The sequence below is a fragment of the Flavobacterium chryseum genome (genome assembly GCF_004362015.1).
Classification (GTDB): domain Bacteria; phylum Bacteroidota; class Bacteroidia; order Flavobacteriales; family Flavobacteriaceae; genus Flavobacterium.
The window spans coordinates 205,677-232,012 of sequence record NZ_SNWW01000007.1; the positions used below are offsets into that span (position 1 = coordinate 205,677).

Genomic DNA, 26,336 nt, shown 5'->3' on the forward strand with positions numbered 1-26,336 from the left:
ATTTTCTGACTTCCTATACAGCTAGGATATATTCAACTAAACCGATTTCGTGCTGTAAATCCATTTTTTTACGCAAACGATATCTTTTAATTTCAACGCTTCGAACGGAAATATTAAATAATGGAGCAATTTCTTTGGATGAAAGGTTCAAACGCAGATAAGCACAAAGGCGCAAATCATTTGGAGTTAATAACGGATGAAGTTGTTTTATTCTTTTTAGGAAATCTTTATCAGCACTATCAAAAGCTTCTTTAAAAACTTTCCAGGAATCTTCTTCCGTAATATTATCATTGATAGTTCTAATAACCGATTTAATATTCTTGTTATCATCCTGAGATGTTTTCTTCAAATCTTCTTTTATAAAAGCCAGAAGTTCATTCTTACTATTCAAACTCATTGTCGAAACAGCCAATTCTCTATTCTTATTATCAACATCCTGAGAGAGTTGTTCGTTTCTTAATTTCATTAATTGCTGCTCGTTTTCAAGTTCTTTGATCTCTAGTAAAAGATTATTTTCTTCAATTAATTTCTCTTTTTGTTTGTGATAAAAATTTCGATAAGCCTTGTTGATGAAGTAACCAATAATAATTAGCAGTAATAAATAAATAAAAACAGCCAGATTAGTTAAATACCAGGGTTTTAAAACTACAAAAGTATAAGTTGCTGTATTTTGTAATAACGTATTGGCATATTTTGCCCGAACTTTAAAAGTATATTTGCCCGGCGATAAATTCTTAAAGTTGACAGAAGATTTAGTACTCCACTCGCTCCAGTCATTTTGAAATCCTTCTAATAAATATTGATATTCTGAATTGATGTATTTATTATATTCGGGAACAGTGTAATTTAATGTAATGTTGTTTTCATTCGATCTAAAACTTCCTTCTTCTTTTAAAAGGACATTATTTAAAGTCTCATTTTGTTTGTTTATTGAAATTTCTGTTAGGGAAACGGCATAGTTTTTAAAACTTAAATCGTCGATATTAAGCGTGTAATAACCATCTGTAGTACCAATTAAATAAGTTGATTTTGAAATTTGAGTAATATTTTCAAAACCCAACATCGAGTTTGTTAAAGAGGACGGAATCGGAATTATATTTTGTTTTAACTGATTGCTTAATTTACTGGCAGAGAAATAATGAATGTAATTTTTAGAAAACAACCAGATTTTATTGGACTTATCAACAATTAATTTTCCCGAAGTATATTCATCTTTTTCGAAAATCGAGCTTAACAATTTATCTTTCTCAAATTGTTTTGTTTTAGAATTCAACTTAAAAATCCCACCTTTATAGGCGTAATAAATGGCATTATTAAATTTAACCAAACTCGCATTTTTACCTTTATTAGGAGCAGAATACGTATAAAATTCTTTTGTTTTTAAAAGTGAATTATCCAATTGCAATCTAAAGATGCCTTTGTATTCATGGCTGACATACACTTCTAAATTTGGAGTGATTTCGAAATAGCGCGAAGAATAACTAAAACCATCAATTTTATTTCTGAATTTCCATTGATTGTTTACTTTCTCTAAAACCGAAATTCCATAGTAATTTCCCTGAAGCAAAATGTTTTTATTATTGGGAGAGGGTTCAAACTTCCAGGTTCCAGAACCTGAAAAAATGCTTTTTGCAGCCGTATTATCAATAATAAAAGTTCCTGAATCATGACCGCAAAAAAGTGTATTGTCATAACTGTATAAAGACCAAACCTGCCCTTTTGTTCCGCTTATAAACTGAAAATCGCCGTTGCTCTGGTATTTTTTACAAAATAAACCCTGGTTGGTTCCCACATACAACATTCCGTTAAAGGCAATTGATGCATACACCGTCCCTAAAACACCTGTATCATCTGTAAAACTATGCACCGGCGTTTGCAGATTAATACAGTTAATTCCGTTATCAAGACCGACCCAAACATTTTGGTCTCTATCTTCAAACAAGGACAAAGCCGTATTGTTACTTAAACCTTTGCTTTGCGAAATATGATAATTGAGTTTTCCTGAATTCGATAAAATAAAAATTCCGTTAGAAACCGTTCCCAATGCATAACTTCCGTCCTGAAGTCTTTGGCTGCTGTACACAAAACTCGCTTTTATTTGCGCATCAACTTCTGTCGAAAAAGGTGTTAAAGCTGTTCCTGTAAGTTTATAAAATCCGTCTAATTGTGTCTGAATCAATAAACCATCGTCTATCGTAAAAACATTGACAATCGTAAACTTTTTCAGGATTGGATTATCAGAAATCAATTTTCCCTTTCCGCCTTCAATTTCAAAAAGACCTTCATTTATCGTTTGATAATAAATAGAATTTTTAGTGCTAAACGATTTTACAACCCCATTTTTTGGCGAGATAATTTTAAAACTTTTCGTTTTTGTATCATAGATAAAAATTCGGTTCAAAGACTGAAATAATATCCACTGATCGTATTTTAAAATGTTCCAAAACTGTTCATCATCCAGAATTTTATTCTTAATCGTATCACTTAGCGAGGTGTATTTTAATTTTCCATTGGCTTGTCTTGTCCAGTAACCAAAGTTCATATAACAACCGGTGTAAACCTTATTATCGATCACTTTTACAGATCGCATAATCGTTTCATTAGGCGTTGGATAAAGCTCCCAATTGGTTCCGTTATATTCTAAAAGCCCTTCATTATTAGCAAAATACAAATAGTTTTGTTCGTCCTGCGAAATCATCCAACTCTGATTTCCGGCGCCATAAACAGTCGACGGATATTTTACAATTGGCGGTAATTCCTGTGAAAACAGGATAAAACCCATTAAAAAGCAAAGTATAGAAAGGTTAGTTTTCAATTTGGCGGTGGTTATTAATTTATTACAAAAACAGTTCTAAAATAGCTTATTTTATGTTGAAACAGAACGTTTTTAATAAAAAAATCATCAATACAAAAAACATGGCAATTCTGGAAGAATTAGTTAAAATTTGGAACAATGTCCTTAACAAAACTCAATTCAAAATTGATTACTTTTGTAGAAATTGACTTTTTTATGCAAATTGATCTTTCTACACTCGATCCAAAACATAATATTATAATTAAAGGAGCACAGGTACATAATTTAAAAAATGTAGATGTTGCCATTCCAAGAAACAAACTTGTTGTAATTACAGGACTCTCAGGATCAGGTAAATCGAGTTTGGCATTTGATACTTTATATGCCGAAGGACAACGCCGTTATGTAGAGAGTTTATCATCATACGCACGTCAGTTTTTGGGACGTTTAGACAAACCAAAAGTAGAATATATAAAAGGAATTGCGCCCGCGATTGCAATTGAGCAAAAAGTAAATACTACCAATGCTCGTTCTACTGTGGGTACTTCAACAGAAATTTACGATTACGTTAAACTTTTATACGCCAGAATTGGCCGCACGTACTCACCAATTTCCGGGCTTGAAGTCAAAAAAAATACAGTTACCGATGTTGTTACGGATGTAAAAAACTTTGAATTAGACAGCAAATGGATGTTGCTTTCGCCTATTCATCTTGAAGAAGGAAGACAACTTGAAGACAAACTAAAAGTATTATTACAACAAGGTTTTGCGCGTATTTTGGTCGATAACGAAACCGTTCGTTTGGATGATTTTACGCCGACAGATCTTCATAAATTAGATAATAAAGATATTTTACTAATCATTGACAGAATTGTTGTTAAAGAGGAAGAAGAATTTTATAACCGACTTGCCGATGCTGTACAAACTGCTTTTTTTGAAGGAAAAGGAATTTGTTATCTGCAGGAAGTAGGTTCTGATAAAAGACTTACGTATTCGAATAATTTTGAATTAGATGGTATTACGTTTTTAGAACCTAATGTTCATTTATTCAGTTTCAACAATCCGTACGGCGCTTGCCCGGTTTGTGAAGGTTACGGAAATATTATTGGTATTGATGCTGATTTAGTTGTTCCGAATACTTCATTATCGGTTTTTGAAAGCGCTATTTATCCCTGGAGAGGCGATAGCATGAGCTGGTACAAAGACGAATTGATAAAACATGCCTACAAATTCGATTTCCCAATTCATAAACCTTATTTCGAACTTTCAGAAGATCAAAAAGATTTAGTCTGGAAAGGAAATCAGTATTTTCAAGGTTTGAATGGTTTCTTTAAAGAACTGGAAGAAAAAAATTATAAGATTCAAAATCGTGTAATGTTATCACGTTACCGCGGAAAAACAAAATGTTACGCTTGTCGCGGAAAACGTTTACGCGAAGAAGCCTCTTATGTAAAGATAAACGGAAAAACAGTTTCTGAATTAGTCGATTTACCGATTAAACATTTGGTCACTTTTTTCAAAAACATCGATTTGAATGTATACGAACAACAAATCGCAAAACGTTTGATGGTCGAAATCAATAACCGTTTGTCATTTTTGACAGAAGTTGGTTTAGATTATCTAACATTAAACAGAAATTCTTCGACACTTTCGGGTGGGGAATCGCAGCGTATAAACCTTGCCACTTCGCTTGGAAGCAGTTTGGTTGGTTCGATGTATATTTTAGATGAGCCAAGTATTGGTTTGCATCCTAAAGATTCTGAACGATTGATTAAAGTTTTGCTTTCGCTTCGTGATTTAGGTAATACCGTAATTGTGGTTGAACACGACGAAGATATTATGAAAGCGGCCGATATGATTATCGATATTGGTCCCGAAGCCGGAACTTTTGGAGGACATTTGGTTGCACAGGGAACTTATAATGAAATTTTAAAATCAGAATCTCTTACAGCGAAATACCTGAACGGAGATCTTGAAATTTCTGTTCCGAAGAAAAGACGAAAATTCAAAAATCATATTGAGATTATTGGCGCAAGAGAAAATAACTTAAAAAATATTAATGTTACTTTTCCATTAGATGTTTTAACCGTAATTACCGGTGTTTCAGGAAGTGGAAAAAGTACGTTGATTAAAAAGATTTTGTTTCCGGCAATGCAGAAAAAGCTGGAAAATGCGGCAGAAAAAGCAGGTCAGTTTAGCGAAATAAACGGCTCGTTTTCGCAAATCAAACATATTGAATATGTAGATCAGAACCCGATTGGTAGAAGTTCACGATCAAATCCTGTAACTTACATTAAAGCTTATGATGATATCCGTGAATTATATGCTAAAGAAAAATTATCAAAAATAAGAGGGTATCAGGCAAAGCATTTCTCTTTTAATGTTGATGGAGGCCGTTGCGAAACTTGTAAAGGAGAAGGCTCGATAAACGTTGAGATGGTCTTTATGGCCGATGTTTCATTACCATGTGAAACCTGCGGAGGAAAACGTTTTAAAAAAGAAATTTTAGAAATTACTTTTGATGATAAGAACATCAACGATATTCTAACCATGACTATCGATGATGCCATTGCTTTTTTTGATAAAAACAAACAGGCTAAAATTACTCAAAAATTACAGCCGCTTCAGGATGTTGGTTTGGGTTATGTGCAATTGGGGCAGTCTTCTTCTACCCTTTCCGGTGGTGAAGCGCAACGTATTAAATTAGCATCGTTTTTAGTAAAAGGTGCCACAAAAGATAAAGCACTTTTTGTATTTGATGAACCTACAACAGGTTTACACTTTCATGACATCAAAAAATTATTGGCTTCGTTTGATGCTTTAATTGAAAAAGGCCATTCGATAATTGTAATTGAGCATAATCTTGATCTTATAAAATGCGCCGACTGGATTCTTGATTTAGGTCCTGAAGGTGGTGAAAATGGCGGTTATTTATTAGCTGCAGGAACTCCGGAAGATATTGTAAAAGTTAAAGAATCTGTTACAGGAATTTATTTGAAGGATAAACTTGTTTAGGAAAGGTTCTGAGGTTCTGAGGTTCTGAGTTGCTAAGGTTTTTAACGTAGCGTCTACATGAGGCTCTACGGTTCGTGTAAGTAATTTAAAAAGCCCTAAATTAAATATATTTAATTTAGGGCTTTTTTCGTTTTCTAAGTGAAATTTTTTATGCTACCAAACATCTCTCCTCAAATGGCAAACCATCTTCGTCAATGGCTACCAATATTTTTTTCTGTTTAGAAGCTTCTAAAGTAAGATATAGCCATGCAAATGACCATAATCCTAAGGTTAGGCAAAAAATGGTAAAATTCAAACCATGATTCACTACCTTTCCTCCTTTTGAAAGAACTGCAAAAAGAAACTCATCGTTTCTTTCTTCAAGTGTAAATCCGTTATGAATTTTATTAGATATCATATTAGAGAACACTTGCAAACTTTGTTCGTGGTTGAGGTGAATGTTTTTCATCATAACTATTTAAAAAAATTTAACCCAAAATAGTACTACTCTATACTATTGTAATTTAATTTTTACTAAAGTGATTAGTCTTAGTAAACAGAAATTTTGCCACTTTATTATCTTTTATATAATAATGTTTATCTAATTTATCAAAGCAATGCTGAATTTCTAATATAAAGTTAATTTTAATATAATTAATTACAAAATAAATACCTGTTAAAGTTTAAAGTTTTTTAACTGTATATCAATTACTTACTGTTTTTTCTTAAAATTAAAGGCGGATGGTTCGTAATTTTCATCTAAATAATTCTCCGGAATTGTTGTCGTATTACCGTCTCTCAGAGCACTATAGTGTGGCGACATAATTTCAATTCCGGCAACATTAAAAGAATCCTGAATATTCTGATGTAGAGAAGAATAGATTCGAGGCTGATTTGTAGGTTCTTTCGTGTAAACATTTATTTGATACGAAACATAGAAGTCATCCAGGCTAGTCTGCAAAACAAACGGCACAGGAGTCTGCTCAATCATATCGGTTTTCAAGGCGGCTTCAATTAATGCTTTATGAATATCCTTCCACGGTACATCATAACCAATCGTGACGGTAGTGTGAATTAACAAACCATTTGTTGAATCTTTGGTATTTGCAGAATAATTTGTAGAAGTACTCGATAAAACGGTTGCATTCGGAATTGTTATATCTTCAAATTTTGGCGTTCTGATTCGGGTAACCAAAGCAGTTTTTTCGATTACTTCTCCGCTTACATCGCCAATCTTAATAAAATCGCCAATCTTGAACGGGCGCATGTAAGTAATAACCAAACCGGCAACCATATTGGCAATCGCATTTGATGAGCCTAACGAAAATAAGATTCCAACAAATACCGAAACTCCTTTAAAAATTGGAGAATCTGAGCCAGGCAAATACGGGAAAATTACAACCAACATAAAGGCGTAGGCCAAAAAACGTATAATATTGAAGGTTGGTTTTGCCCAATCGCTATAAAAACCATCTACTTTTATATTTTCCTTGTTAATTTCATCCACAAAAAATTTAATTATTTTAAGTGAATACCTGAAAATCAAAACAATTACAATTATTGTAAACAGATTGGGCAGGAAATCAACAAATCCCATTATGGCAGATTTTATAGGAGTCAGCGTCCATTTTAAAATAGTTGTCGTATATGCTTTTGTCGCCGGGAAAATATTAAAAAGCAGCGGAAGCGTTAAATAAACAATTACTATTAAAGTAACAACTCTGATAATCCCAATAATTCGCATTGCAACAAACTCCTGCTTTTCAGGCGTAAGCACATTGATATTGTTATATGAAAATCCGTTGAAGTACTTTTCCCTTCTTTTGGCGACATAGGATTTTATTGCATTGAATATTTTAGAAACAAATAATAAAACTAAGCCTAGAATCAGGATTAATAAAGCTGTAAATCCCAGCCGTTTTGGTAACAATGAATAGTTTTCGTTTTGAAAAATAATTTCCTTTTTAATCGCGTTATAATTGCGTTTTGCGATTTCCTGAACTGATTTGTTTTCAGCTGCTGCATCTGCATTTAAAACCGACATTAGAATCAAATCACCTTTATAAATAATATCTAAACTAATATCTGAAGGAATAATTTTTAAAGAATCGGCTTTAAAGAGATCATCTTCGTAAAGTGATTTAACCTTTGCAGTAATAGCCTTTGCTCTATTTTCTGCAGAAAAGGAACCTACTTTATTATAAACATAAAATAGTGTGTCTTTAAAAGGATTTACAGGATATCCTTTTAAAATTGGTTTTGTAATCTCTGGTTTATTTGTTTGTTGCTTTTCTTGTTGGGCAAAAGTTGCCAAAGAAAATAAAATGGTAAAGAATGCTAAAAAATAAAGTAATTTGTTTTTCATATTCTATTAGAAATAAGTTAGTTATCTCCTAACAAATATAAAAACAAAATAGATTCGAAATTACTTTACCTATGATTTATCGATAAAATCGTACTAAATTTTAATACCAATTTTCTTAAAAAGGCTATCAATTACCTTATTAATATCCGGTGAAATATTAAATTTATAGTTTAAATAAACATACACTATCGTTACCAAAATAGATTTTAAAGCAATACTTATTAATTGGTAAAAAGGGAATTCCCAAAAATAAAACACCAAAAATAAAGCGAATGTTAACAGCGCTGAATAAACTGTTTCTTTTGTAAAAGGATACAAATGAAGTTTCTTGACTACGAAAAGTAATTTCGCCAAACTATATAATGTAATAGACAATAAAGTGGCAAATGCCGAACCAAAAATTCCGAAATCAGGGATGAAAATCATGTTTAAAACAATGGTCAAAAACACTAAAAGCAACCCTAAATACAGAACCATTCTGTAATATTTTGTGTTAAAAATAATAGCGTTATTATTTCCTAAAATCAAATCAAAGTATTTAGATAATCCAATCATAAATACAACCGCGATTCCTCCGCTATATTCTTTTGGAACCAATTCATACAATTGCCTGATATTGACAAAAATGCACAGCATAACAAATCCGCCCACCATCTGTAAATTGATTGATGTTTTTTTATATAAATCATTCAATTCATCATGTTTGTTGTCATGCATCAATTTAGCGGTAATTGGATATACAATTTGATGCATGGCACGACTCGGAACTGAAATTACCAAAGCGATATACGTTGCTACAGAATAGTAAGCAATATTCTCGATTTTCATATATTGATTCAGCATCAGTTTATCGCCATCTAAAAGTAAATTGGCTACACTTCCGGATAGAATAATGAAAAAAGTATATTCCATTACGCTTTTTACATTCGCCGGAATATTGATCTGAAACTTAGGTTTTTTAATGTAAAACGCATAAAACATTGTAATTAGAAATGCTAAGAAATAAATAACAGCCGTGACATAAACAAATTGAACTAGTGTTATCCATTTAAGATATAAACCTATTAAAGCCAAAGTGGAGAATAATCTTAAACCGACTTCTTTTATAAAATTCCCAAAAACCGAATGCATGTGCACGCGTGCCCAAGCATAAAAAATCTCAAAATAAGCCATACAAATTCCAATAAAGGGAATTAAATACATGAACTCTTTTACAACCGGATTTTCTTTAGAAACAAAAGCTGTAATATCATCAAAGAAAAAGATTCCTATGATTCCTAACGGAATACACATTAAAACGGGAAACAAAGCGGTAAAAGACAAAAACTCCTCTCTTTCCTTTTCTGTTTTATATTGTGAATAAAATTTGACTAATGTATTTTGCATTCCGATAGCAAACAGAGGCATAATAACATTTGCTGCTGAAAGAATGTAATTTGTTAACGCATAATACGTTGCGCCAAGAAAAACAGGATATAAATAAAGTGTATTGATAGCTCCGATACCGAAACCTATGTAAGTAATAATTGTATTTTTGAAAGACTGATTTAAAACAATACCCATTTTTTGATTGCAGAGTTTAGATTTTAGTCCCGAAGCCTCGGGATAGATTATTAATTTAATTTAATAATCTCGTATGATATTTGAAATTGTTATTGCTTTTGAAATTGTTTGTTTTAACGAATCAATTGTGCTAATTGTTTGGTGAGATTTCTTCTTGAATATTGTTGTAAACCAACACCATTAGCTTGTAATTTTCCTTCTAAAAATTGATTATAAAAATCCAAAATTACACTTTTTAATTTCGCTTTTTCAGAATAATCAAAAAATACTCCTGTATTGGTTTCTTTTATAATACCTGCAAAATTAGAACCTTGCGGCCCAATGGCAATTATTGGGCGGTTTGAAACCATATATTCGAATAATTTTCCCGGAATAATACTTTTAGTATCTTCTGAATTAATTTCGATTAAAAGTAAAACCTGAGACTTTTTTTGATGTGCAATAGCTTCATGATGCGAAACATAACCTAAAAGATTCAGATAATCATTCAGATTAAATTGAGCGATAGAATCTAAAACTTCCTGACTTACGGCACCAATTAATTTAATTTCTAAATGTGATTTTAAATCCGGAATTTCCTGAAGCAATTCAACCAAAGATTCCCATAAAAACTGAGGATTTCTGTCTGATAAAAATGACCCGATATGGGCGAGAGTAAATTTTCTGTCTAAAGTTTGTTTCTCTACATTCTCAATATCATAACCGTTTGTAATTACCGAAATTGGTTTATTTGTAATAGCTTGAAATTCAGCTTTGGTAGTTTTACTTGTTACGATAATTGTATCAGCCGTATTCAGTACTTTATGTTCTAATTTTTTATGCTTTTTGGCTGCGTAAGAAGATAAACGCAACGCTTTATGATACCCAATCGTTGTCCACGGATCGCGGAAATCGGCGAACCATTTTACGTTTAATTTTTCTTTTAATTCTAAACCAATTAAATGTAAACTGTGCGGAGGTCCGGAAGTTACAATGGTATCGATATTATTTTCCTGAATGTATTTTTCAAGATAAGAAACAGAGGGTTTTACCCAAAAAACTCGTGCATCAGGGATAAAAAGATTACCACGAACCCAAAGAAAAGTTTTATCCAAAAAAGTTTGTTTCTTCTTTTGAGGAAAAATTCCAGAGCTGATTTTCTTCGTTTTATTTTTTGAAAAAACAGAAGCTAACTGATAAGGCTCCCAAATTTTATTCTTCAGAATAATTACTTTATCAGATATCTGACTTACCAAACCTTCATCAACTATTGGATAAGTTGGATTTTCAGGAACATAAACTATTGGCTGAATATCGAATTCAGGTAAATATTTTACAAATTTTAACCAACGCTGCACGCCAGGGCCTCCAGCTGGCGGGAAATAATACGTAATTATTAAAAGTTTTTTTTGTTCCATTTAGGTTTATTCTGTTTCACAAAGACTCACAAAGTTCTCACTAAGTTTCACAAAGATTTTTTAAATTATTTTTGAGTATCTCCGTCAATTCTCTGTGCATCTTTGCGATAGAATTTTTGAAAATAAATTCCACCAATCAAAAGCAAAAACATTCCAATTGAACTTGCCAATGTAATCATTCCTCCTGTTTTTATTACTTGTGGTTCAAATTTAAACTCTATAGTATGTTTTCCAGCCGGAACTTCCATTGCTCTTAATACATAATCAACTGGGAAATGATCTGTCAATTTACCATCAACATAAGCATTCCATCCGTTTTTATAGTACATTTCAGAGAACACTGCCAAACCATCATTTTTGCTTTCTGATTTATATTTAATGTAGTTGGGTTTATACTGTACTACTTTAATAGTTCCTGTTGTATCCCATTGTTTGTTTAATCCAGCACTTTTAAATTTACCTTGATATTCATTAACATTAAAAACTGCTACCTTTTTGGTATCAATATTATCTAATGCCTTCATTACATCATCCGGTTTATTTACCGATCGTACTGATTGTACAAACCACGCATTTCCATTTGCGTCAGGATTAACTGTTGGAATTTCCTTTCCTTCTTTATCAGTTTGAATAACATACTTAACGTTCAGCATATTAAGTACTTCAATATTGTTTTTAGCAATTTGATAGTCATATAATTGCTGCATTCTTCTCGGTCTTACAGCACTGTAACCACCAATAGTTTTATGAAAATAAGACGACCTTCCCTGTAATTGCCCTTGTGGATCAAATACACGATAAGTTGAAGTATCTTTTAATATCTGTGAATCTGTTGGTGTTTCCTGAAATGGAGCTGCAATCTGTACAGGGCTTACAAAATCTTTAGCAGAAACATATTTTTTATCCACAAAAAACAAATCAAAAATCATTAAAATACCAACAATAATTAAGGTTGTATTTTGTGAAAATTTATTTTTGATGAATAACCATAAAATTCCAAAAGTCACTACAATAAAAAATCCTGAACGCAACAAATCAGCAGAATATAAAGTCATTCTGTCTTCTTTTAATGCATCTACAAAAGCAGGTCCATAACTCTCTAAGTAATACTTATCACTCATTCCTGTAAAATGAAACATACCTTTAGCAAATACTAAAATCAATAAAACTCCAAGTCCAAAAACACCCGTTTGTATTAATGCTTTTTGCTGTAATTTAGGTTCGTCTTTTGCTTTAAAAAATGATTGTAATCCCATAACTGCAAGCACAGGAAAACATAATTCTAAAATAACTTGTATAGATGAAACTGCTCTGAATTTATCATACATCGGAACGTACTCAATAAAGAAATCAGTTAATAAAGAGAAATTTTTTCCCCAGGAAAGCATTAAAGTAAATAATGCTCCTGCAAGAAATACATATTTTATTTTTCTATCATCAATAAACAATGCCAAAACACCTAAAAAGAAAACGACAACACCAATATATGCTGGCGCTGAAACTATGGGCTGGTCTCCCCAATAAGTTGGCATTCCTGAAACAAAATCTTGTGCTTGTTCTGAAGGAACTCCTTGCTCAAGCATAAAAGCATACATGCGACTATCTGTACCTACATTTTCATGGCTTGAACCTCCAAAAATTCTTGGAGCAATTAAATTTAAACTTTCTGCTATACCATAACTATATTCTGTAATATAATCTGTAGTCATTGCAGCAGTAGTTAAATTTTTAGACCCGTCAGGATTAAAAGTTAATTCGCTTTTATCACGTATACTATATTTTGCATATTCACTTGTGGCAAGCAAATTTCCGGCATTGGCACCAATAGCAAAAATTCCGGCAACAGCCAAAACTCCAACTGCAGTTAAAAGTTGTTTGTATTCTTTTTCCTTGATGAAATTAAAAGCAAAATAACCTGAAAGAATCAATAAGAAAATCAATAGGTAATAGGTCATTTGAAAGTGGTTTGCATTCACTTCAAGTGCTACTGCAAACATGGTGAGTAAGCCTCCCCAAATGTATTTTTTTTGAAAAACCAGTATAAAACCGGCTATAACCAGTGGCATATAAGCAATGGCGTGTGCTTTTGCATTATGACCAACTCCTAAAATAATAATTAAATAAGTAGAAAAACCAAAAGCAATGGCTCCAATAAACGCTTTTAAAGGGTCTGTTTTAAGAACCAGTAACAATCCGTAAAAACCTAAGAAATACAAAAACAGATAATCCGCAGGACGTGGTAAGAAGCGTAACGCATCATCTAACTTCCCTACATAATCATTTGGGTAATTTGCTCCTAACTGATACGTTGGCATACCTCCAAATGCAGAGTTCGTCCAATATGGCTCCGCATTTTCTGCAGCTCTAAAGTCATTTTGCTCTTTTGCCATCCCGGTATATTGTGCAATATCCGACTGGAAGATTTGTTTTCCCTGTAAAACCGGGTAAAAATAAATTAAGGAAACGAGAATAAAGCCCAGGACAACAAGGGCATGCGGATAGAACTTATTTACTATTTTCAATGTAGGCTGGTTTGGTTAAATGATGAATCCTATTATTTAGGACACAAACTTAATCTATTTCTTCGTAATCAACGTAATCGCCGATCTTTTTGGTTTCGCGAGGATTTTTTGCATTCGCAGTATTAATGATTATTTCATCATTATTTGTGCGCGCTTTTTGCCATGAATTATCCTGAGCATATTGTTGCTGTCTCGAAAAATTTTCTCCTGCTTTCTCAACTACTTTTTTTACCAATACCGGCAAAAAGATTCTAGCTAAAAATTTAAAAATAAAATAAAAAGCTATAATACCAACAACAAATTTTAAGCTTGAAAACGATGCTTCTTGCATGATCATATATTTTTTTTTCCAAAAATAATAAATCCATTGTTTAAAATTAAAATAACAATCTTAAATAAATAATAAAATATAGTACATTTGATTTGCGTTATTACTTTTTAATCCCCAAATAAATTATGTTGAAAATTAAAAACTTACTCTTAACGGCACTTTTTTTTGCACCACAACTCTTTTTTGCGCAATATACAGATGTTATAAACTCAAACCGACCTGGAGAAACAATGTCTGCTTATGCAGTAGGAAAATCTGTAATTCAGGCAGAAGCCGGTATTTACGGTATTAAAGAAAAGCACGACTTATTAAATTATGACGCAACTGGTTTAGGAACTGATTTAACGTTTCGATATGGAGCTTTCTTAGAAAAATTAGAATTTGTATTAGACTTACAATATCAAATGGAAAACTTTGATACTCCGTATACGAGCTACAAAAAAAACAACTTTAGACAAACAGTTTTAGGAGCTAAATATTTAATTTATGATCCTTTTAAAAACTACGAAAAAACAAAAAACATTTACAGTTATAAAGCGAATCACAGGTTCGACTGGCACTCTTTAATTCCTGCGGTTTCAGTATTTGCAGGAGCCAATTTTGTTGGCGCTGATAATCCGTATTCATTTTCTCCCGAATCCAGTATTTCTCCAAAAGTAGTTTTGATTACTCAAAATCTTTTTGGTGAAGGAAGATGGGTTTTTGTTACAAATATTATTGCTGATTATATTACAACTGATTATCCTAGTTATGCTTATGTATTAACACTAACGCATGGATTCAACAGTAAATGGTCAGGATTTATTGAAAACCAAGGCTATAAAAGTGATTTTTACAGCGACATTGTTGGTCGTGGAGGAGCTGCTTATCTAATAAATCCAAATCTGCAGGTTGATGTATCGATCAGTTCAAACTTTAAAAATACGCCATCTATTTTATATGGAGGAGTTGGAGTTTCATGGCGTTATGATGCAAGTTATAAAGAAAAACAAATGGAATTTAAAAGAGAATCCAGAAAAAGTAAAAAAGTAAAAGATCCTAAGGATAAAAAGACAGAGAAGGAAACAGATTTTCAGGAACAAGAAAGAAAACGTAAATCTAAATACGAATAATTAACAACTGACTCTTTATAAAGAGCTATTTTACAATAAAGATTTTAATGATTACAATTAAAGAAGCCAAAACAAAGAAGGAATTAACTGCATATATCAAATTCCCTTTTTCATTATATAAAGATAATCCGTATTGGGTTCCGCCTATTATTGCAGATGAATTAGAGTCTTTTGACAAAACCAAAAATCCTGCTTTTGATAACGCAGAAGCTTATTTTTATCTGGCTTATAAAAACAATGAAATTGTTGGCCGAATTACAGCCATCATCAATTGGGCTGAAGTTAATAATCAGCATAAAAGAAAGGTTCGTTTTGGCTGGTTTGATGTTATTGATGATATCGAAGTAACGAAAGCTTTACTTGAAAAGGTTTACGAATTAGGAAGACAAAATAATCTGGAACATGCAGAAGGTCCGATGGGATTTTCTAACCTTGATAAAGTTGGCGTTCTTACAGAAGGCTACGACCAGATGGGAACTATGATTACCTGGTACAACAATCCTTATTATGTAACTCATTTTGAGCAATTAGGCTTTCAGATAGAAAAAGAATATATCGAAAGTGTTTTTCCGTTTTCGAATGTTAAACCTGAGTTTTTTCTTAAGGCACAGGAACTAATCAAAAAACGATACGGCTTAAGGTCATTGACTTTTACCAAAACAAAAGACATTATGCCACACGTTGACAAAATGTTTGATTTGTTTAATGAATCGTATGCTAAATTAGCTTCGTTTGTAGCGATTTCAGATGTTCAGAAAGAATACTTTAAAAAGAAATACATCAGTTTTATCAATCCGGAATACATCAAATTTGTGGTTGATAAAGAAGATAAATTAGTCGCTTTTAGTATTGTTATGCCTAGTTTTACCGAAGCTTTGCAAAAAGCAAAAGGGAAATTATTTCCATTTGGTTTTCTTCATTTACTAAGAGCCAGAAAAAAGAGTAAAGATGTTGTTTTTTACTTAATTGGAGTTCACCCGGATTATCAAAACAAAGGTGTTACGGCTATTATTTTTGATGAATATTACAGAACATTTACAGAAAGAGGCATTCAAACCTGCATCAGAACTCCTGAATTAGCAGAGAATACAGCAATTCATTTGCTTTGGAAAAATTTTGATCCGACAATTCACTGTCAAAGAAAAACGTATTTGAAATATCTGTAAATCGTTAGTTGTGAATTGTAAAAATTGCAACTTTAATATAGATTCTAAAAATAAAAAATCCCTCTAAAATATTAGAGGGATTTTCTTTTTTACAATTTTTTTATTTCTTAATGCTGTACTTGTTGTTCTGTACAATCAACTTTTATAAGAGTTTCTTCTGGATTAAAATTTAATTTCGATCTGTTCTTAAAAGTTACTTTACCGTTACCTTCTGTTACATCTCCATATCCTTCAATTAACGTTCCTTCTCTTTTCAGAAAAACAACTTCTCTAACTGAAGAAACACCTTCTGATGCAAAGGTATATTCTGCAATTAAGGTATCTCCTACCATGTTTCCATTAATCGTACCTTCATTTTTATCTTTTCCGTATATGCTATAACTTAATTTTCCGTTTACTTCCTGATGTGAATTCACATTAAAACTCAACTTAATACTGCTATTTTTTGTCGTTGAAACATAGCATTGATCGCCTGTAGGCTCAACAATCTCAGCTTCCTTAGGAGCATTTGGAGTTATTTGCGGACCAGGAAGAGTTGTTTCTTTTTTACAGGAAATAAAAACACTTAAAATCATCATTGTTATGGCTAATACTTTTTTCATGAAATTTTCTTTTTTAATAATTAATAGCATAAAGTTACTCAATAAATAAAAAATCCATTCGCATAACGAATGGATTTTTTTTACATAATTCCCATATTACTGGAAATTTATTTTTTAAATAATTAAGCGTCTAAATCTACTTTAGTTCTGCTTGCAATTTCTTTATACGTTCCGTTTTCTAATTTTTCACGAATAGCTTCAAATGCTATTAATGTTTCGTCAATATCAGACAAAGTATGTGAAGTTGTTGGAATCATTCTCAACAAAATAATTCCTTTAGGAATTACAGGATAAATTACAATCGACAGGAAAATTCCGTAGTTTTCTCTTAAGTCGTTTACCATTACCATTGCTTCCGGTACACTTCCTTCTAAATAAACTGGTGTTACACAAGTATTTGTATCTCCAATATTAAAATTTCTTGAACGTAATCCGCTTTGTAAAGCATTTACATTTTCCCAAAGTTTATCTTTTAATTCCGGGTGATTACGTAATAATTCTAAACGTTTCAAAGATCCAATTGTCTGAATCATTGGCAATGCTTTTGCAAACATTTGAGAACGTAAATTATATTTTAAGTAATCGATAATATCTTGATCTGCTGCAATAAAAGCTCCAATATTAGCCATTGATTTTGCAAAAGTAGAAAAGTACACATCGATACCGTCCTGAACTCCCTGCTCCTCACCTGCTCCGGCTCCTGTTTTTCCAAGAGTACCAAAACCGTGCGCATCATCAACTAATAATCTGAAATTATATTTTTCTTTTAAAGCAACAATTTCTTTCAATTTTCCTTGTTGTCCTCGCATTCCGAAAACACCTTCGGTAATAAATAAAATACCTCCACCTGTTTCAGTAGCCATTTTAGTAGCACGTTGCAGGTTTTTCTCCATACTTTCAAGATCATTGTGTTTGTATGTAAAACGTTTACCCATATGCAAACGAACACCATCAATAATACAAGCGTGAGAATCTACATCATATACAATAATATCATTTTTAGTTACCAAAGCATCAATAGTAGAAACCATTCCCTGATAACCAAAATTCAATAAATAAGCAGCCGGTTTCATTACGAATTCAGCCAATTCTCTTTCTAATTGTTCATGGTATTTTGTATGTCCTGACATCATACGGGCACCCATAGGGTAAGCCGCTCCAAATTGCGTCGCTGCATCAATATCTGCCTGACGAACCTCTGGGTGATTAGCAAGACCTAAATAGTCATTTAAACTCCAATTTAAAATATTTTTTCCACCAAATTGCATTCTTGGACCAAGTTCACCTTCTAATTTTGGGAATACAAAATAACCCTCAGCTTGCGAAGCCCATTTTCCTAATGGTCCTTTATTGTTCTGAATTCTTTCGAATAAATCTTTTACCATAAATATATTTTGAAGTAATAATTTTATTTTTATACAGGGTGCAAAAATAATGATTATTATTCTAATATATAGTTAGCCAATTATTTTTATTAAAAAATATTGCCGATATCATTATTTATGCAATCAATCCATCTAATTTGCTGGTATTTTTGTAAGAATAAACATTTTACATACTCGTTGATAATTTATCTGCAAAGACCTTTTATAAGCAATACCTTACTTAATGAGCGGTAAATTTAAAATCAGACTTCTAAATTCTATTCAATTAGCATCAATTTGATGACAGAAATCTAAAAGATAATTCTATACCTTATAGTTTATAAAGGCATAACAATCTTATTTATAACCAAAATAATTTATAAGAACAAAGGATATATTTGACTTCAAGTCTTTATAAAAAACCAATTTTAGTTTTACCTTTGGAATTAACTAATTTTCTAATACGTAGATAATGCCTTTAAGCAACTCAAAAGATTTAAAACTAGCCGTTCTTATTGATGCCGATAACGTACCTTATAGTAATGTAAAAGGCATGATGGAGGAAATAACAAAATTTGGAACTCCAACTACAAAACGTATTTATGCTGACTGGACAAAACCCAACTCAAATGGATGGAAAGCTGTTTTACTGGAACACGCTATTACTCCTATTCAACAATATAGTTATACGGTAGGAAAAAATTCATCAGATTCTGCTTTGATTATTGATGCAATGGATTTGCTTTATTCAGGAAAACTCGATGGTTTTTGTATTGTTTCAAGCGACAGCGATTTTACGCGTCTGGCGATTCGCTTAAGAGAATCCGGTATGAAAGTAATTGGTATTGGAGAAAAGAAAACGCCAAACTCGTTTATTGTTGCCTGCGACAGATTTATTTATATAGAGGTTTTGGATGGTGCCATTCAAAAGAAAAAACCAAAAGTTACTACCACTGCAGATGCTAAAAAACCTGTTGAAAAACCGGCAGAAAAAGCATTACATAAAATTGACAAACAAACAATCGAACTTATTGAAGCCACTATCGAAGATATTGAAGATGACGATGGCTGGGCATTTTTGGGAGATGTTGGAAACCTGATCGTAAAGAAAAAACCTGAATTTGATCCTAGAAATTATGGTTTTTCTAAGCTTACGCCAATGCTAAAATCACTAACTGATATTTTGGAGATTGATGAAAGGGAATCAGATAAAAAAGGAATCAAACACGTTTATGTGCGATTACGATTCAATTAATTACTTACTTTATTACATTTTAATTTTTTAAAAACATGAGAAAAAAATTCTTTATCTACGGATTCTTATTGTTTCTAATTGTTTCAGCAATTTATTATTATACTGAGCGCGGTTTTTTACTTGTCATTATAATGCCAATATTACTGGCTGTTGGCGCTTATAATGCGTCTCAAAAAAAACACGCTATATTAAGGAATTTTCCGGTCTTGGGATATTTCAGATATTTATTTGAAATGATTGCGCCTGAAATTCAGCAATATTTTATTGAAAGATCGACTGACGGAAAACCTTTTTCAAGAAACCAACGTTCTATGGTTTATCAAAGAGCTAAAAACATTGATTCAAGTACACCTTTCGGAACACAGCAAAATTTAAATCATGATAGTTATGAAGGAATAAAACATTCTATTTTTCCGGCAAAGGTTAACGAGGAATTACCTCGCGTATTAGTTGGAGGAAAAGATTGCAGACAACCTTATTTAGCTTCTATATTTAATGTTTCGGCGATGAGTTTTGGTTCGCTGAGCGAAAATGCTGTTCGTGCCATAAATATTGGTGCTAAAAAAGGAAATTTCTATCAAAATACTGGAGAAGGTGGTCTAACCGAATTTCATCTTGCCGGCGGTGGCGATATTACCTGGCAAATTGGAACAGGATATTTTGGATGTCGTGATGCCCACGGAAATTTTAGTCCTGAAAAATTCTCAGAAAAAGCAAATCTTCCGAACGTGAAAATGATCGAGATAAAACTTTCTCAAGGTGCAAAACCGGGACATGGCGGAGTACTTCCGGCTGCTAAAAACACCGAACAAATTGCCAGAATCAGAGGAGTTGAACCGAATACGATGATCCTTTCTCCTCCTGGTCACCAGGCTTTTTCAGACATTAAAGGACTTATTCGTTTTATTGCACAATTGCGTGAATTATCAAACGGAAAACCAATCGGATTTAAATTATGTATTGGTAATACAGCTGAATTTGAAGCGATTTGCCACGAAATGATTGCCGAAGATATTTATCCGGATTTTATAACTGTTGACGGTGCGGAAGGCGGAACCGGTGCAGCTCCCCTGGAATTTGCTGATGGCGTTGGAATGCCTTTTGAACCTGCATTAATTTTTGTAAACAAAACTTTAATAAGCTTAAACATTCGTGATAAAATGCGAATTATTGGAAGCGGAAAAATAATTTCGGGTCATTCAATTTTACATGCAGTTGCTTTAGGTGCAGACATGTGTAACAGTGCTCGCGGATTTATGTTTTCATTAGGCTGCATTCAGGCGCTTCGTTGTCACAATAATGAATGTCCGACAGGTGTTGCCACTCAAAACAAAATGTTGATGAAAGGTTTGGTTGTCACCGATAAATCAGATCGTGTATATCATTTTCATAAAAATACTTTACACTCTGCGAACGAACTTTTGGCGGCAGCCGGAAAAAATTCTTTTGCAGAGGTTGATCCTAGCATTTTTATGCGTGGAGACGAATTTTCACATTTATCAGATCTTTATTTCCCTGATATTCTAACAAATGTTACCAAACATTAAAACAAAAAAAAGCCTCTTTGTCAATTTCAAAGAGGCTTTTTTTTTAAAATCATTTATTTAGAAACTAAAGTTTTGCCGTTTCTTTACCTTCAGTGCTTTTTCCATTTTCTAAACCAGCAATTTCTTCTTTATCAACCAATTGTTGTGCAAGAATAATATTATTGTAGGATAAAAAATACACATCAAATTTTACTCCTTCATTTATTAATTCCTGAGAAATTTGATCATTTTTAATCATGTCTTTCAGTAAAGCCGGAAACGATGTGCGAGTTGCCAATTTGTTTTCTTCGGTTCCTTCTAAATTGGTTTCAATTCTTATTTCAATTTTATTGTCATTTAAAAATGCCTTAGCACTTGTACTAACAATGTTATTGCCTTTTATTGAAGATGAAATATTATAATTACTAACATGTTCCTGAATTTTTTGCTTGGTGTTTTTACAGCTCACCAACAATAATGCAAGAGAAATAGCAAATGCGATTTGGGTAATTTTTTTCATAATTTTATGGTTTTATAGTTATTTTTTAACTCAAACATAATGAAATTTTTACTCAAAAGCAACTTTGCTTAATAATTGTAAAAAATGTAATCAATTGACTACAACTTAATTAGCGGCTGTAGTTAGAAAATACAGCAGAATTAAAAAAGTCCCTTTAAAAGAAATTAAAGAGACTTTTTTTTAATCAGAATTATTCTTTCAATAATTCGTTTAGACTTTCTTTATTTATTATTCGTTTTTCAAGAACGGTATTGTCATCTGCCAAATAATAAACATCAAACTGAACACCTTCTTCTACCAGTTCTTTAAAAATCTGGTCTTTCGTAATCAGTTCTTTCAATAGCTTAGGAAAAGATTTGTTTGCTGTAACTTTATTAGAATCGGTTTGTTTTAAATTGGTTTCAAAACGCAATTCAATTTTGTTATCGTTTATGTATCCTCTTGCAGTGGTTAGGGTTAAATTTTCCGCTTTAAAACTGGCAGCAGTGCTATTGTAGGTTGTAACATATTCCTGAAGTTTCTGCTTCGTGTTTTTACAACTTATCAGCATCAATACAATAATAATTGTAAACAAAATGCGACTTAATTTCTTACTCATAATCTGTTTTATTTTAGTTTTTGAAGTCTTAAAAGTGCTTCAAGATAATAATAATCTGCATAATTTATAGAGCAATCTATTTCGCTTCCGGCAGGTTTGTGTCCGGTTGCGTGCAATAAAAATGCAGAATTTACAGCACCACTTTGATAATGATCTGAAAGGGAAACAATCATTTTTTTAGATTTTGAAAGATATTCGTTTTTCAAAGTTTTATCTTTTGTATAAGAACTTAACTCTAAAAGTGCCGAAGATACAATTGCAGCGGCAGAAGCATCGCGTGGTTCATTCGGAATCCCGGGCGCATTAAAATCCCAATACGGAATTAAATCTTCGGTGGTTAATTTATCTAAATAAACACGGGCCAATGTATGTGCAAAATCTAAAAACTTAGGATCTTTTGTTTCTCTGTAAACCATTGTAAAACCATAAATCGCCCACGCTTGCCCCCTCGCCCACATGCTTTCGTTACTATATCCCTGTGCTGTGATTCCTTTTATTTTTTTGCCGGTTTCATAATCGTAAACTAAAACATGATACGAAGAAAAATCAGGCCTAAAATGATTATTCATGGTGGTTTCAGCATGTTTTACAGCAATATCATATAGCTTCTTGCTTCCACCGTTTTTAGAAGCCCAGAAAAGCATTTCTAAATTCATCATATTATCGATGATGGTATTATGACCACCATATTTATTGTGCGGCCAGGACAAAATAGTTCCCACTTTCGGGTTAAAAAGCGTTGCTAAAGTATCGGCAGTTTTTAAGATTATTTCTTTGTATGCCGGATTTTTGGTTAAACGATATCCGTTTCCGAAACTATTAAAAATCTGAAAGCCCAAATCATGATCATTAGCCTTACTTACCGATAAAGGCGTTAAAAACCGACTGAATTTATCGGCTTCTTTTTCCCATTTTTTATCTCCGGTTGCTTCATATAAATACCATAATTCTCCAGGCCAAAAACCACTTGTCCAGTCTTTGTAACCAACAAATTTCTATGTCGAACTTCCATTTGGAACTGTTCTTGGAGAAGTTCCGTCATCAGGAATTACCATTAATGTTTTTGATGCCTGCGCTGCACAATATTCCAGCTGTTTTTTAACATAGAATGTATTATTTTTTTGGGATTGTGCTTCATTTACAAACAAAAAGGAAGTTAAAGCAGAGACAATAAAAAATATAAATTTTGTATTCATGTGGTTATTTGTTAGATAAGCAATAAAATTATAAAATAAAGTACACTTATTTGAATCTTTGTATTTTTGCTATACTAAAAAAGTACAAATAATTCTAACCAAAATTAAAATTGAGTACATCGAAAATTCTTTACTATGTTCTATTCCTGCTGACTATTTTTCTTGGAATTTTGTCCAGAAAGATTTCTTCAATTCCGTTATCTATTGGAGATTTTTTATACGCTGTTATGATTTATTTTCTCCTGAGGATTCTATTTATAAATAAAAAATCTTTTCAAATTATAATCCTGAGTTTATTGATTTGCTATGGAATTGAGTTTCTACAACTTTATCAGGCTGAATGGATTATCGAACTTAGAAAAACGCTTTTTGGCAAATATGTTCTCGGGCAAGGTTTTCTTTGGAGTGATATTCTCGCTTACACTTTTGGCGTTTTTATTGCTTTTATGGTTGATAAAATCATTTTCAAAAACATTAATCAAAAGTCTGCGTAATTTTATCAATATTCAAACTATTGGCCATCGCCATGAAAATATGGTAATATGCCGACTTATTATCATACAATTCGTCGTGCGTTCCTTGCTCTATACAATTTCCTTGTTCTAAAACTATTATGTGTGCTGCATCAATAATTTGAGATATACTGTGGGAGATTATAATAACCGTTCTGTCCTTTTTTATAGCATCCAGCGATTTCTTAATTTGTTCTGTTGCAATGGCATCTAAACTCGCCGTTGGTTCATCTAAAAAAATAATGGGCGGATTTTTAAGAAATAACCTGGCGATGGCAATTCGCTGTTGCTGGCCTCCGGAAAGTAAGTGTGCATCAGAATCATAGCCTTTTGGCAACTGCATGATTTGCTCGTGAATATAAGCTTGTTGTGCGGCTTCTATAATTTTTGATTGCGGGGCATCAGGATTTCCGTATAAAATATTCTCGGCGATTGTACCTTTAAAAATGTGGTTTTTCTGCAAAACCAATCCAATGTTTTTGCGCAGAAAATCGGTGTTGTAATCATTCAAATCTACTCCATCTAAATAAATTTTTCCTGACGAAGGCAAGTAGAATTTATCCAGCAAATTAATAACAGTACTTTTTCCGGCTCCACTTAATCCGACTAAAGCAGTGGTTTCATTTGGTTTTATGGTGAAATTGATATCTGAAAGTGCTTTTGTTCCGTTTGGATAGGCAAAATCAACATTTTTAACTTCTATAAGTCCAACAATTTTTTCAGGCATATAATTTCCGCTAGTTTCTTTTTCTTTGTCAGATTCTAAAATATCAAAAAAGCCTTCAGAATAAATTAAAGCATCGTTTACTTCATCATAAATACGATGCAACTGTCTAATAGGTGCCGAAACATTATTAAACAACATGATATGAAACATAATTGCACCAATGGTCATTGTATTATTCAAAACAAAATAAGCCGTCAGAATAATGATAATTACAACTCCGATTTGCTCAACAAAACCTTTTATACTTTCAAAAATAAAACTGGTTTTTCTGGTTTCAAGTTGATTTTCGGTCATTTCAAATTGAATTTTCTGATGACGATCTGCTTCCATCGGTTCACGAACAAACGATTTAATTACCGTTATAGATTCGATTAAACTTATGATTCCGTTATTTTTAGTTTCACGATACGTTCGCATTCTGCGTCTAAAACCACTTAGTTTATTAGCTTGTAACTGACTGATATAAAAATAAATCGGAATGATACACAAACTTACCAAACCTACATATACATTGGCATAAAACATCAAAACCAAAGCCACAAAAGCATTGGTAAACAAAGGCAAAATATCAATAAAGAAATTCTGAACCAGTCTTGTTAAGCTGCTGATTCCTAAATCGATTCTGGTTTGAAGCTTTCCGCTTTCATTTTCGTTTGAAGTATAAAATTCCATTCTGTAACTCAGGATTTTTTCGACAATTGCCTGAGAAATATCACGTGTTATAAAGATACGCAGTTTTTCTCCGTAAAATTTCTGACCAAATTGTACTATCGAATAAACCAGTTCTTTAGAAAGTAAAACAATACTTATGATTTCTAATAAATGAAATCCTTTTGATAATGGTTCACGAGCAACCATTAAATTACTGATAGAATCTACTGTATATTTTAATATTAAAGCATTGACCTGCACTGCAAACGAACCTAAAAAAGTAAGTAATAATGTAGCAATAACCATTTTTTTGTATGGCTTAACAAAAGGCGTTATTTTTTTATAGAGTACGGATATCTGCATTTATTTTGTATTTTTAGGCAACATATCAAATATAAGAATTCTAAATTTGTGTTTCAAATTACTTATACATCTTTAAACTTATCATCATGCAACTTGTTTTCGCATCCAACAATCACAATAAAATAAAAGAAATACAAAGCATTCTAAAAGGATCAATTCAATTATTGAGTCTTGATGAAATTGGCTGTTACGAAGAAATTCCCGAAACAGCAGACACTATTGAAGGAAACGCCATTTTGAAAGCTAATTATGTTACTGAAAAATACGGTTATGATTGTTTTGCTGATGATACAGGTTTAGAAGTTCAGGCACTAAATGGTGAACCAGGCGTGTATTCTGCACGATATGCCGGGGAACAACGCAATGCCGATGATAATATGAATAAGCTTCTTAATGCTTTAGAAGCTCAGAATGATCGCAGCGCACAGTTTAAGACCGTTATTGCATTGAATATTAAAGGAGAACAACATTTATTTACCGGAATTGCAAAGGGAAATATTATTTTAGAAAAAAAAGGAGATCACGGTTTTGGATATGATCCTATTTTTCAGCCCGAAAATTATGAGGAGACATTTGCAGAATTATCTTCAGATATTAAAAATAAAATTAGCCATCGGGCAAAAGCAACTGAGCAACTAATTGATTATCTGAACTCCACAAAATAATTGTTTAAAATAAAACATTTTATAGCCTAAAATTTATATTTCATGACGTTTTTTTTATCGAAATTCCGCAATTTCATCTAAAAATGATTTTGCATTAAACATAACATTTTGAA

20 protein-coding genes and 1 pseudogene are annotated in these 26,336 nt (G+C 32.3%); 7 read left to right on the plus strand and 14 right to left on the minus strand.

Annotated elements, in window-relative coordinates; genetic code table 11:
- Window positions 1-13: 13 nt before the first annotated feature.
- A complete protein-coding gene (locus EV143_RS14770) occupies window positions 14-2,782 on the minus strand; it encodes a triple tyrosine motif-containing protein (protein WP_133508825.1) in 2,769 nt (922 codons plus the stop codon).
- 228 nt (window positions 2,783-3,010) lie between these two features.
- Between EV143_RS14770 and uvrA the strand changes: the two genes are divergently transcribed.
- A complete protein-coding gene (uvrA, locus tag EV143_RS14775; protein WP_133508826.1) occupies window positions 3,011-5,809 on the plus strand; it encodes an excinuclease ABC subunit UvrA in 2,799 nt (932 codons plus the stop codon).
- 148 nt (window positions 5,810-5,957) lie between these two features.
- Here the strand turns inward: uvrA and EV143_RS14780 are convergent, their stop codons facing one another.
- The 6 genes from EV143_RS14780 to EV143_RS14805 all read right to left on the minus strand — a co-directional run bounded on the left by EV143_RS14780 (window position 5,958) and on the right by EV143_RS14805 (window position 13,966).
- Entirely contained in the window at window positions 5,958-6,257 is a 300-nt protein-coding gene (locus EV143_RS14780; protein WP_133508712.1) for a hypothetical protein, read from the minus strand.
- Window positions 6,258-6,500: 243 nt separating this feature from the next.
- The gene (locus tag EV143_RS14785; protein ID WP_133508713.1) at window positions 6,501-8,153 is read right to left on the minus strand and encodes a mechanosensitive ion channel family protein; all 1,653 of its coding nucleotides are present in this window, start codon (window positions 8,151-8,153) and stop codon (window positions 6,501-6,503) included.
- A 93-nt stretch (window positions 8,154-8,246) separates the two neighbouring features.
- The gene (locus EV143_RS14790; protein WP_133508714.1) at window positions 8,247-9,716 is read right to left on the minus strand and encodes an oligosaccharide flippase family protein; all 1,470 of its coding nucleotides are present in this window, start codon (window positions 9,714-9,716) and stop codon (window positions 8,247-8,249) included.
- Between the two features lie 113 nt (window positions 9,717-9,829).
- Entirely contained in the window at window positions 9,830-11,113 is a 1,284-nt protein-coding gene (locus tag EV143_RS14795) for a glycosyltransferase family 4 protein (RefSeq protein ID WP_133508715.1), read from the minus strand.
- 65 nt (window positions 11,114-11,178) lie between these two features.
- Window positions 11,179-13,635 carry a YfhO family protein gene (locus tag EV143_RS14800; protein ID WP_133508716.1) on the minus strand — a complete coding sequence of 819 codons (2,457 nt, stop codon included), beginning with the start codon at window positions 13,633-13,635 and terminating at the stop codon, window positions 11,179-11,181.
- Window positions 13,636-13,684: 49 nt separating this feature from the next.
- Window positions 13,685-13,966 carry a DUF4834 family protein gene (locus EV143_RS14805; protein WP_166638163.1) on the minus strand — a complete coding sequence of 94 codons (282 nt, stop codon included), beginning with the start codon at window positions 13,964-13,966 and terminating at the stop codon, window positions 13,685-13,687.
- Window positions 13,967-14,091: 125 nt separating this feature from the next.
- On the opposite strand from EV143_RS14805, the gene EV143_RS14810 reads away from it, so the two are divergent.
- Window positions 14,092-15,078 (plus strand): transporter, encoded by a 987-nt coding sequence (locus EV143_RS14810; protein ID WP_133508718.1) that lies wholly within the window; start codon window positions 14,092-14,094, stop codon window positions 15,076-15,078.
- Between the two features lie 47 nt (window positions 15,079-15,125).
- Complete coding sequence (locus tag EV143_RS14815; protein ID WP_133508719.1) at window positions 15,126-16,244, plus strand: GTP cyclohydrolase; 1,119 nt, start codon at window positions 15,126-15,128, stop codon at window positions 16,242-16,244.
- A 107-nt stretch (window positions 16,245-16,351) separates the two neighbouring features.
- On the opposite strand, the gene EV143_RS14820 is transcribed toward EV143_RS14815, so the two are convergent.
- Entirely contained in the window at window positions 16,352-16,846 is a 495-nt protein-coding gene (locus EV143_RS14820; protein WP_133508720.1) for a hypothetical protein, read from the minus strand.
- Window positions 16,847-16,968: 122 nt separating this feature from the next.
- Window positions 16,969-18,231, minus strand: coding sequence for an aminotransferase class I/II-fold pyridoxal phosphate-dependent enzyme (locus tag EV143_RS14825; RefSeq protein WP_133508721.1), 1,263 nt, complete (start codon window positions 18,229-18,231; stop codon window positions 16,969-16,971).
- A 451-nt stretch (window positions 18,232-18,682) separates the two neighbouring features.
- Here EV143_RS14825 and EV143_RS14830 point away from each other — a divergent pair, with 451 nt between their 5' ends.
- Together EV143_RS14830 and EV143_RS14835 are read left to right on the plus strand one after the other, a co-directional pair.
- On the plus strand, window positions 18,683-19,465 hold the full coding sequence (locus EV143_RS14830) for an NYN domain-containing protein (protein WP_133508722.1): 783 nt from the start codon (window positions 18,683-18,685) through the stop codon (window positions 19,463-19,465).
- A gap of 35 nt (window positions 19,466-19,500) precedes the next feature.
- Window positions 19,501-21,012 (plus strand): FMN-binding glutamate synthase family protein, encoded by a 1,512-nt coding sequence (locus EV143_RS14835; RefSeq protein ID WP_133508723.1) that lies wholly within the window; start codon window positions 19,501-19,503, stop codon window positions 21,010-21,012.
- Window positions 21,013-21,076: 64 nt separating this feature from the next.
- Here EV143_RS14835 and EV143_RS14840 read toward each other — a convergent pair whose 3' ends face one another.
- The 4 genes and pseudogenes from EV143_RS14840 to EV143_RS21830 form a co-directional block, all read right to left on the minus strand.
- A complete protein-coding gene (locus EV143_RS14840; protein WP_133508724.1) occupies window positions 21,077-21,511 on the minus strand; it encodes a hypothetical protein in 435 nt (144 codons plus the stop codon).
- A gap of 190 nt (window positions 21,512-21,701) precedes the next feature.
- Window positions 21,702-22,109 carry a hypothetical protein gene (locus EV143_RS14845; protein ID WP_133508725.1) on the minus strand — a complete coding sequence of 136 codons (408 nt, stop codon included), beginning with the start codon at window positions 22,107-22,109 and terminating at the stop codon, window positions 21,702-21,704.
- Window positions 22,110-22,117: 8 nt separating this feature from the next.
- Window positions 22,118-23,074, minus strand: a pseudogene (locus tag EV143_RS14850) (glycoside hydrolase family 88 protein); the annotation flags it as partial.
- A 30-nt stretch (window positions 23,075-23,104) separates the two neighbouring features.
- Window positions 23,105-23,305: a hypothetical protein gene (locus EV143_RS21830; protein ID WP_243739880.1), complete on the minus strand. Its 201-nt coding sequence runs from the start codon at window positions 23,303-23,305 to the stop codon at window positions 23,105-23,107.
- 110 nt (window positions 23,306-23,415) lie between these two features.
- On the opposite strand from EV143_RS21830, the gene EV143_RS14855 reads away from it, so the two are divergent.
- A complete protein-coding gene (locus EV143_RS14855) occupies window positions 23,416-23,799 on the plus strand; it encodes a ribosomal maturation YjgA family protein (RefSeq protein ID WP_133508726.1) in 384 nt (127 codons plus the stop codon).
- On the opposite strand, the gene EV143_RS14860 is transcribed toward EV143_RS14855, so the two are convergent.
- Window positions 23,780-25,558, minus strand: coding sequence for an ABC transporter ATP-binding protein (locus tag EV143_RS14860; protein ID WP_133508727.1), 1,779 nt, complete (start codon window positions 25,556-25,558; stop codon window positions 23,780-23,782). The two genes, EV143_RS14855 and EV143_RS14860, sit on opposite strands and share 20 nt — an antisense overlap.
- Window positions 25,559-25,644: 86 nt before the next feature.
- Here EV143_RS14860 and EV143_RS14865 point away from each other — a divergent pair, with 86 nt between their 5' ends.
- Window positions 25,645-26,223 carry a non-canonical purine NTP diphosphatase gene (locus tag EV143_RS14865; RefSeq protein WP_133508728.1) on the plus strand — a complete coding sequence of 193 codons (579 nt, stop codon included), beginning with the start codon at window positions 25,645-25,647 and terminating at the stop codon, window positions 26,221-26,223.
- Window positions 26,224-26,336: the final 113 nt, after the last annotated feature.

Bases quoted from the DNA above. Each gene is read 5' to 3' on its own strand.
- EV143_RS14770 (WP_133508825.1), bottom strand. From the start codon at position 2,782: ATGGGTTTTATCCTGTTTTCACAGGAATTACCGCCAATTGTAAAATAT.
- uvrA (WP_133508826.1), top strand. From the start codon at position 3,011: ATGCAAATTGATCTTTCTACACTCGATCCAAAACATAATATTATAATT.
- EV143_RS14780 (WP_133508712.1), bottom strand. From the start codon at position 6,257: ATGAAAAACATTCACCTCAACCACGAACAAAGTTTGCAAGTGTTCTCT.
- EV143_RS14785 (WP_133508713.1), bottom strand. From the start codon at position 8,153: ATGAAAAACAAATTACTTTATTTTTTAGCATTCTTTACCATTTTATTT.
- EV143_RS14790 (WP_133508714.1), bottom strand. From the start codon at position 9,716: ATGGGTATTGTTTTAAATCAGTCTTTCAAAAATACAATTATTACTTAC.
- EV143_RS14795 (WP_133508715.1), bottom strand. From the start codon at position 11,113: ATGGAACAAAAAAAACTTTTAATAATTACGTATTATTTCCCGCCAGCT.
- EV143_RS14805 (WP_166638163.1), bottom strand. From the start codon at position 13,966: ATGCAAGAAGCATCGTTTTCAAGCTTAAAATTTGTTGTTGGTATTATA.
- EV143_RS14810 (WP_133508718.1), top strand. From the start codon at position 14,092: ATGTTGAAAATTAAAAACTTACTCTTAACGGCACTTTTTTTTGCACCA.
- EV143_RS14815 (WP_133508719.1), top strand. From the start codon at position 15,126: ATGATTACAATTAAAGAAGCCAAAACAAAGAAGGAATTAACTGCATAT.
- EV143_RS14820 (WP_133508720.1), bottom strand. From the start codon at position 16,846: ATGAAAAAAGTATTAGCCATAACAATGATGATTTTAAGTGTTTTTATT.
- EV143_RS14825 (WP_133508721.1), bottom strand. From the start codon at position 18,231: ATGGTAAAAGATTTATTCGAAAGAATTCAGAACAATAAAGGACCATTA.
- EV143_RS14830 (WP_133508722.1), top strand. From the start codon at position 18,683: ATGCCTTTAAGCAACTCAAAAGATTTAAAACTAGCCGTTCTTATTGAT.
- EV143_RS14835 (WP_133508723.1), top strand. From the start codon at position 19,501: ATGAGAAAAAAATTCTTTATCTACGGATTCTTATTGTTTCTAATTGTT.
- EV143_RS14840 (WP_133508724.1), bottom strand. From the start codon at position 21,511: ATGAAAAAAATTACCCAAATCGCATTTGCTATTTCTCTTGCATTATTG.
- EV143_RS14845 (WP_133508725.1), bottom strand. From the start codon at position 22,109: ATGAGTAAGAAATTAAGTCGCATTTTGTTTACAATTATTATTGTATTG.
- EV143_RS21830 (WP_243739880.1), bottom strand. From the start codon at position 23,305: ATGAATACAAAATTTATATTTTTTATTGTCTCTGCTTTAACTTCCTTT.
- EV143_RS14860 (WP_133508727.1), bottom strand. From the start codon at position 25,558: ATGCAGATATCCGTACTCTATAAAAAAATAACGCCTTTTGTTAAGCCA.
- EV143_RS14865 (WP_133508728.1), top strand. From the start codon at position 25,645: ATGCAACTTGTTTTCGCATCCAACAATCACAATAAAATAAAAGAAATA.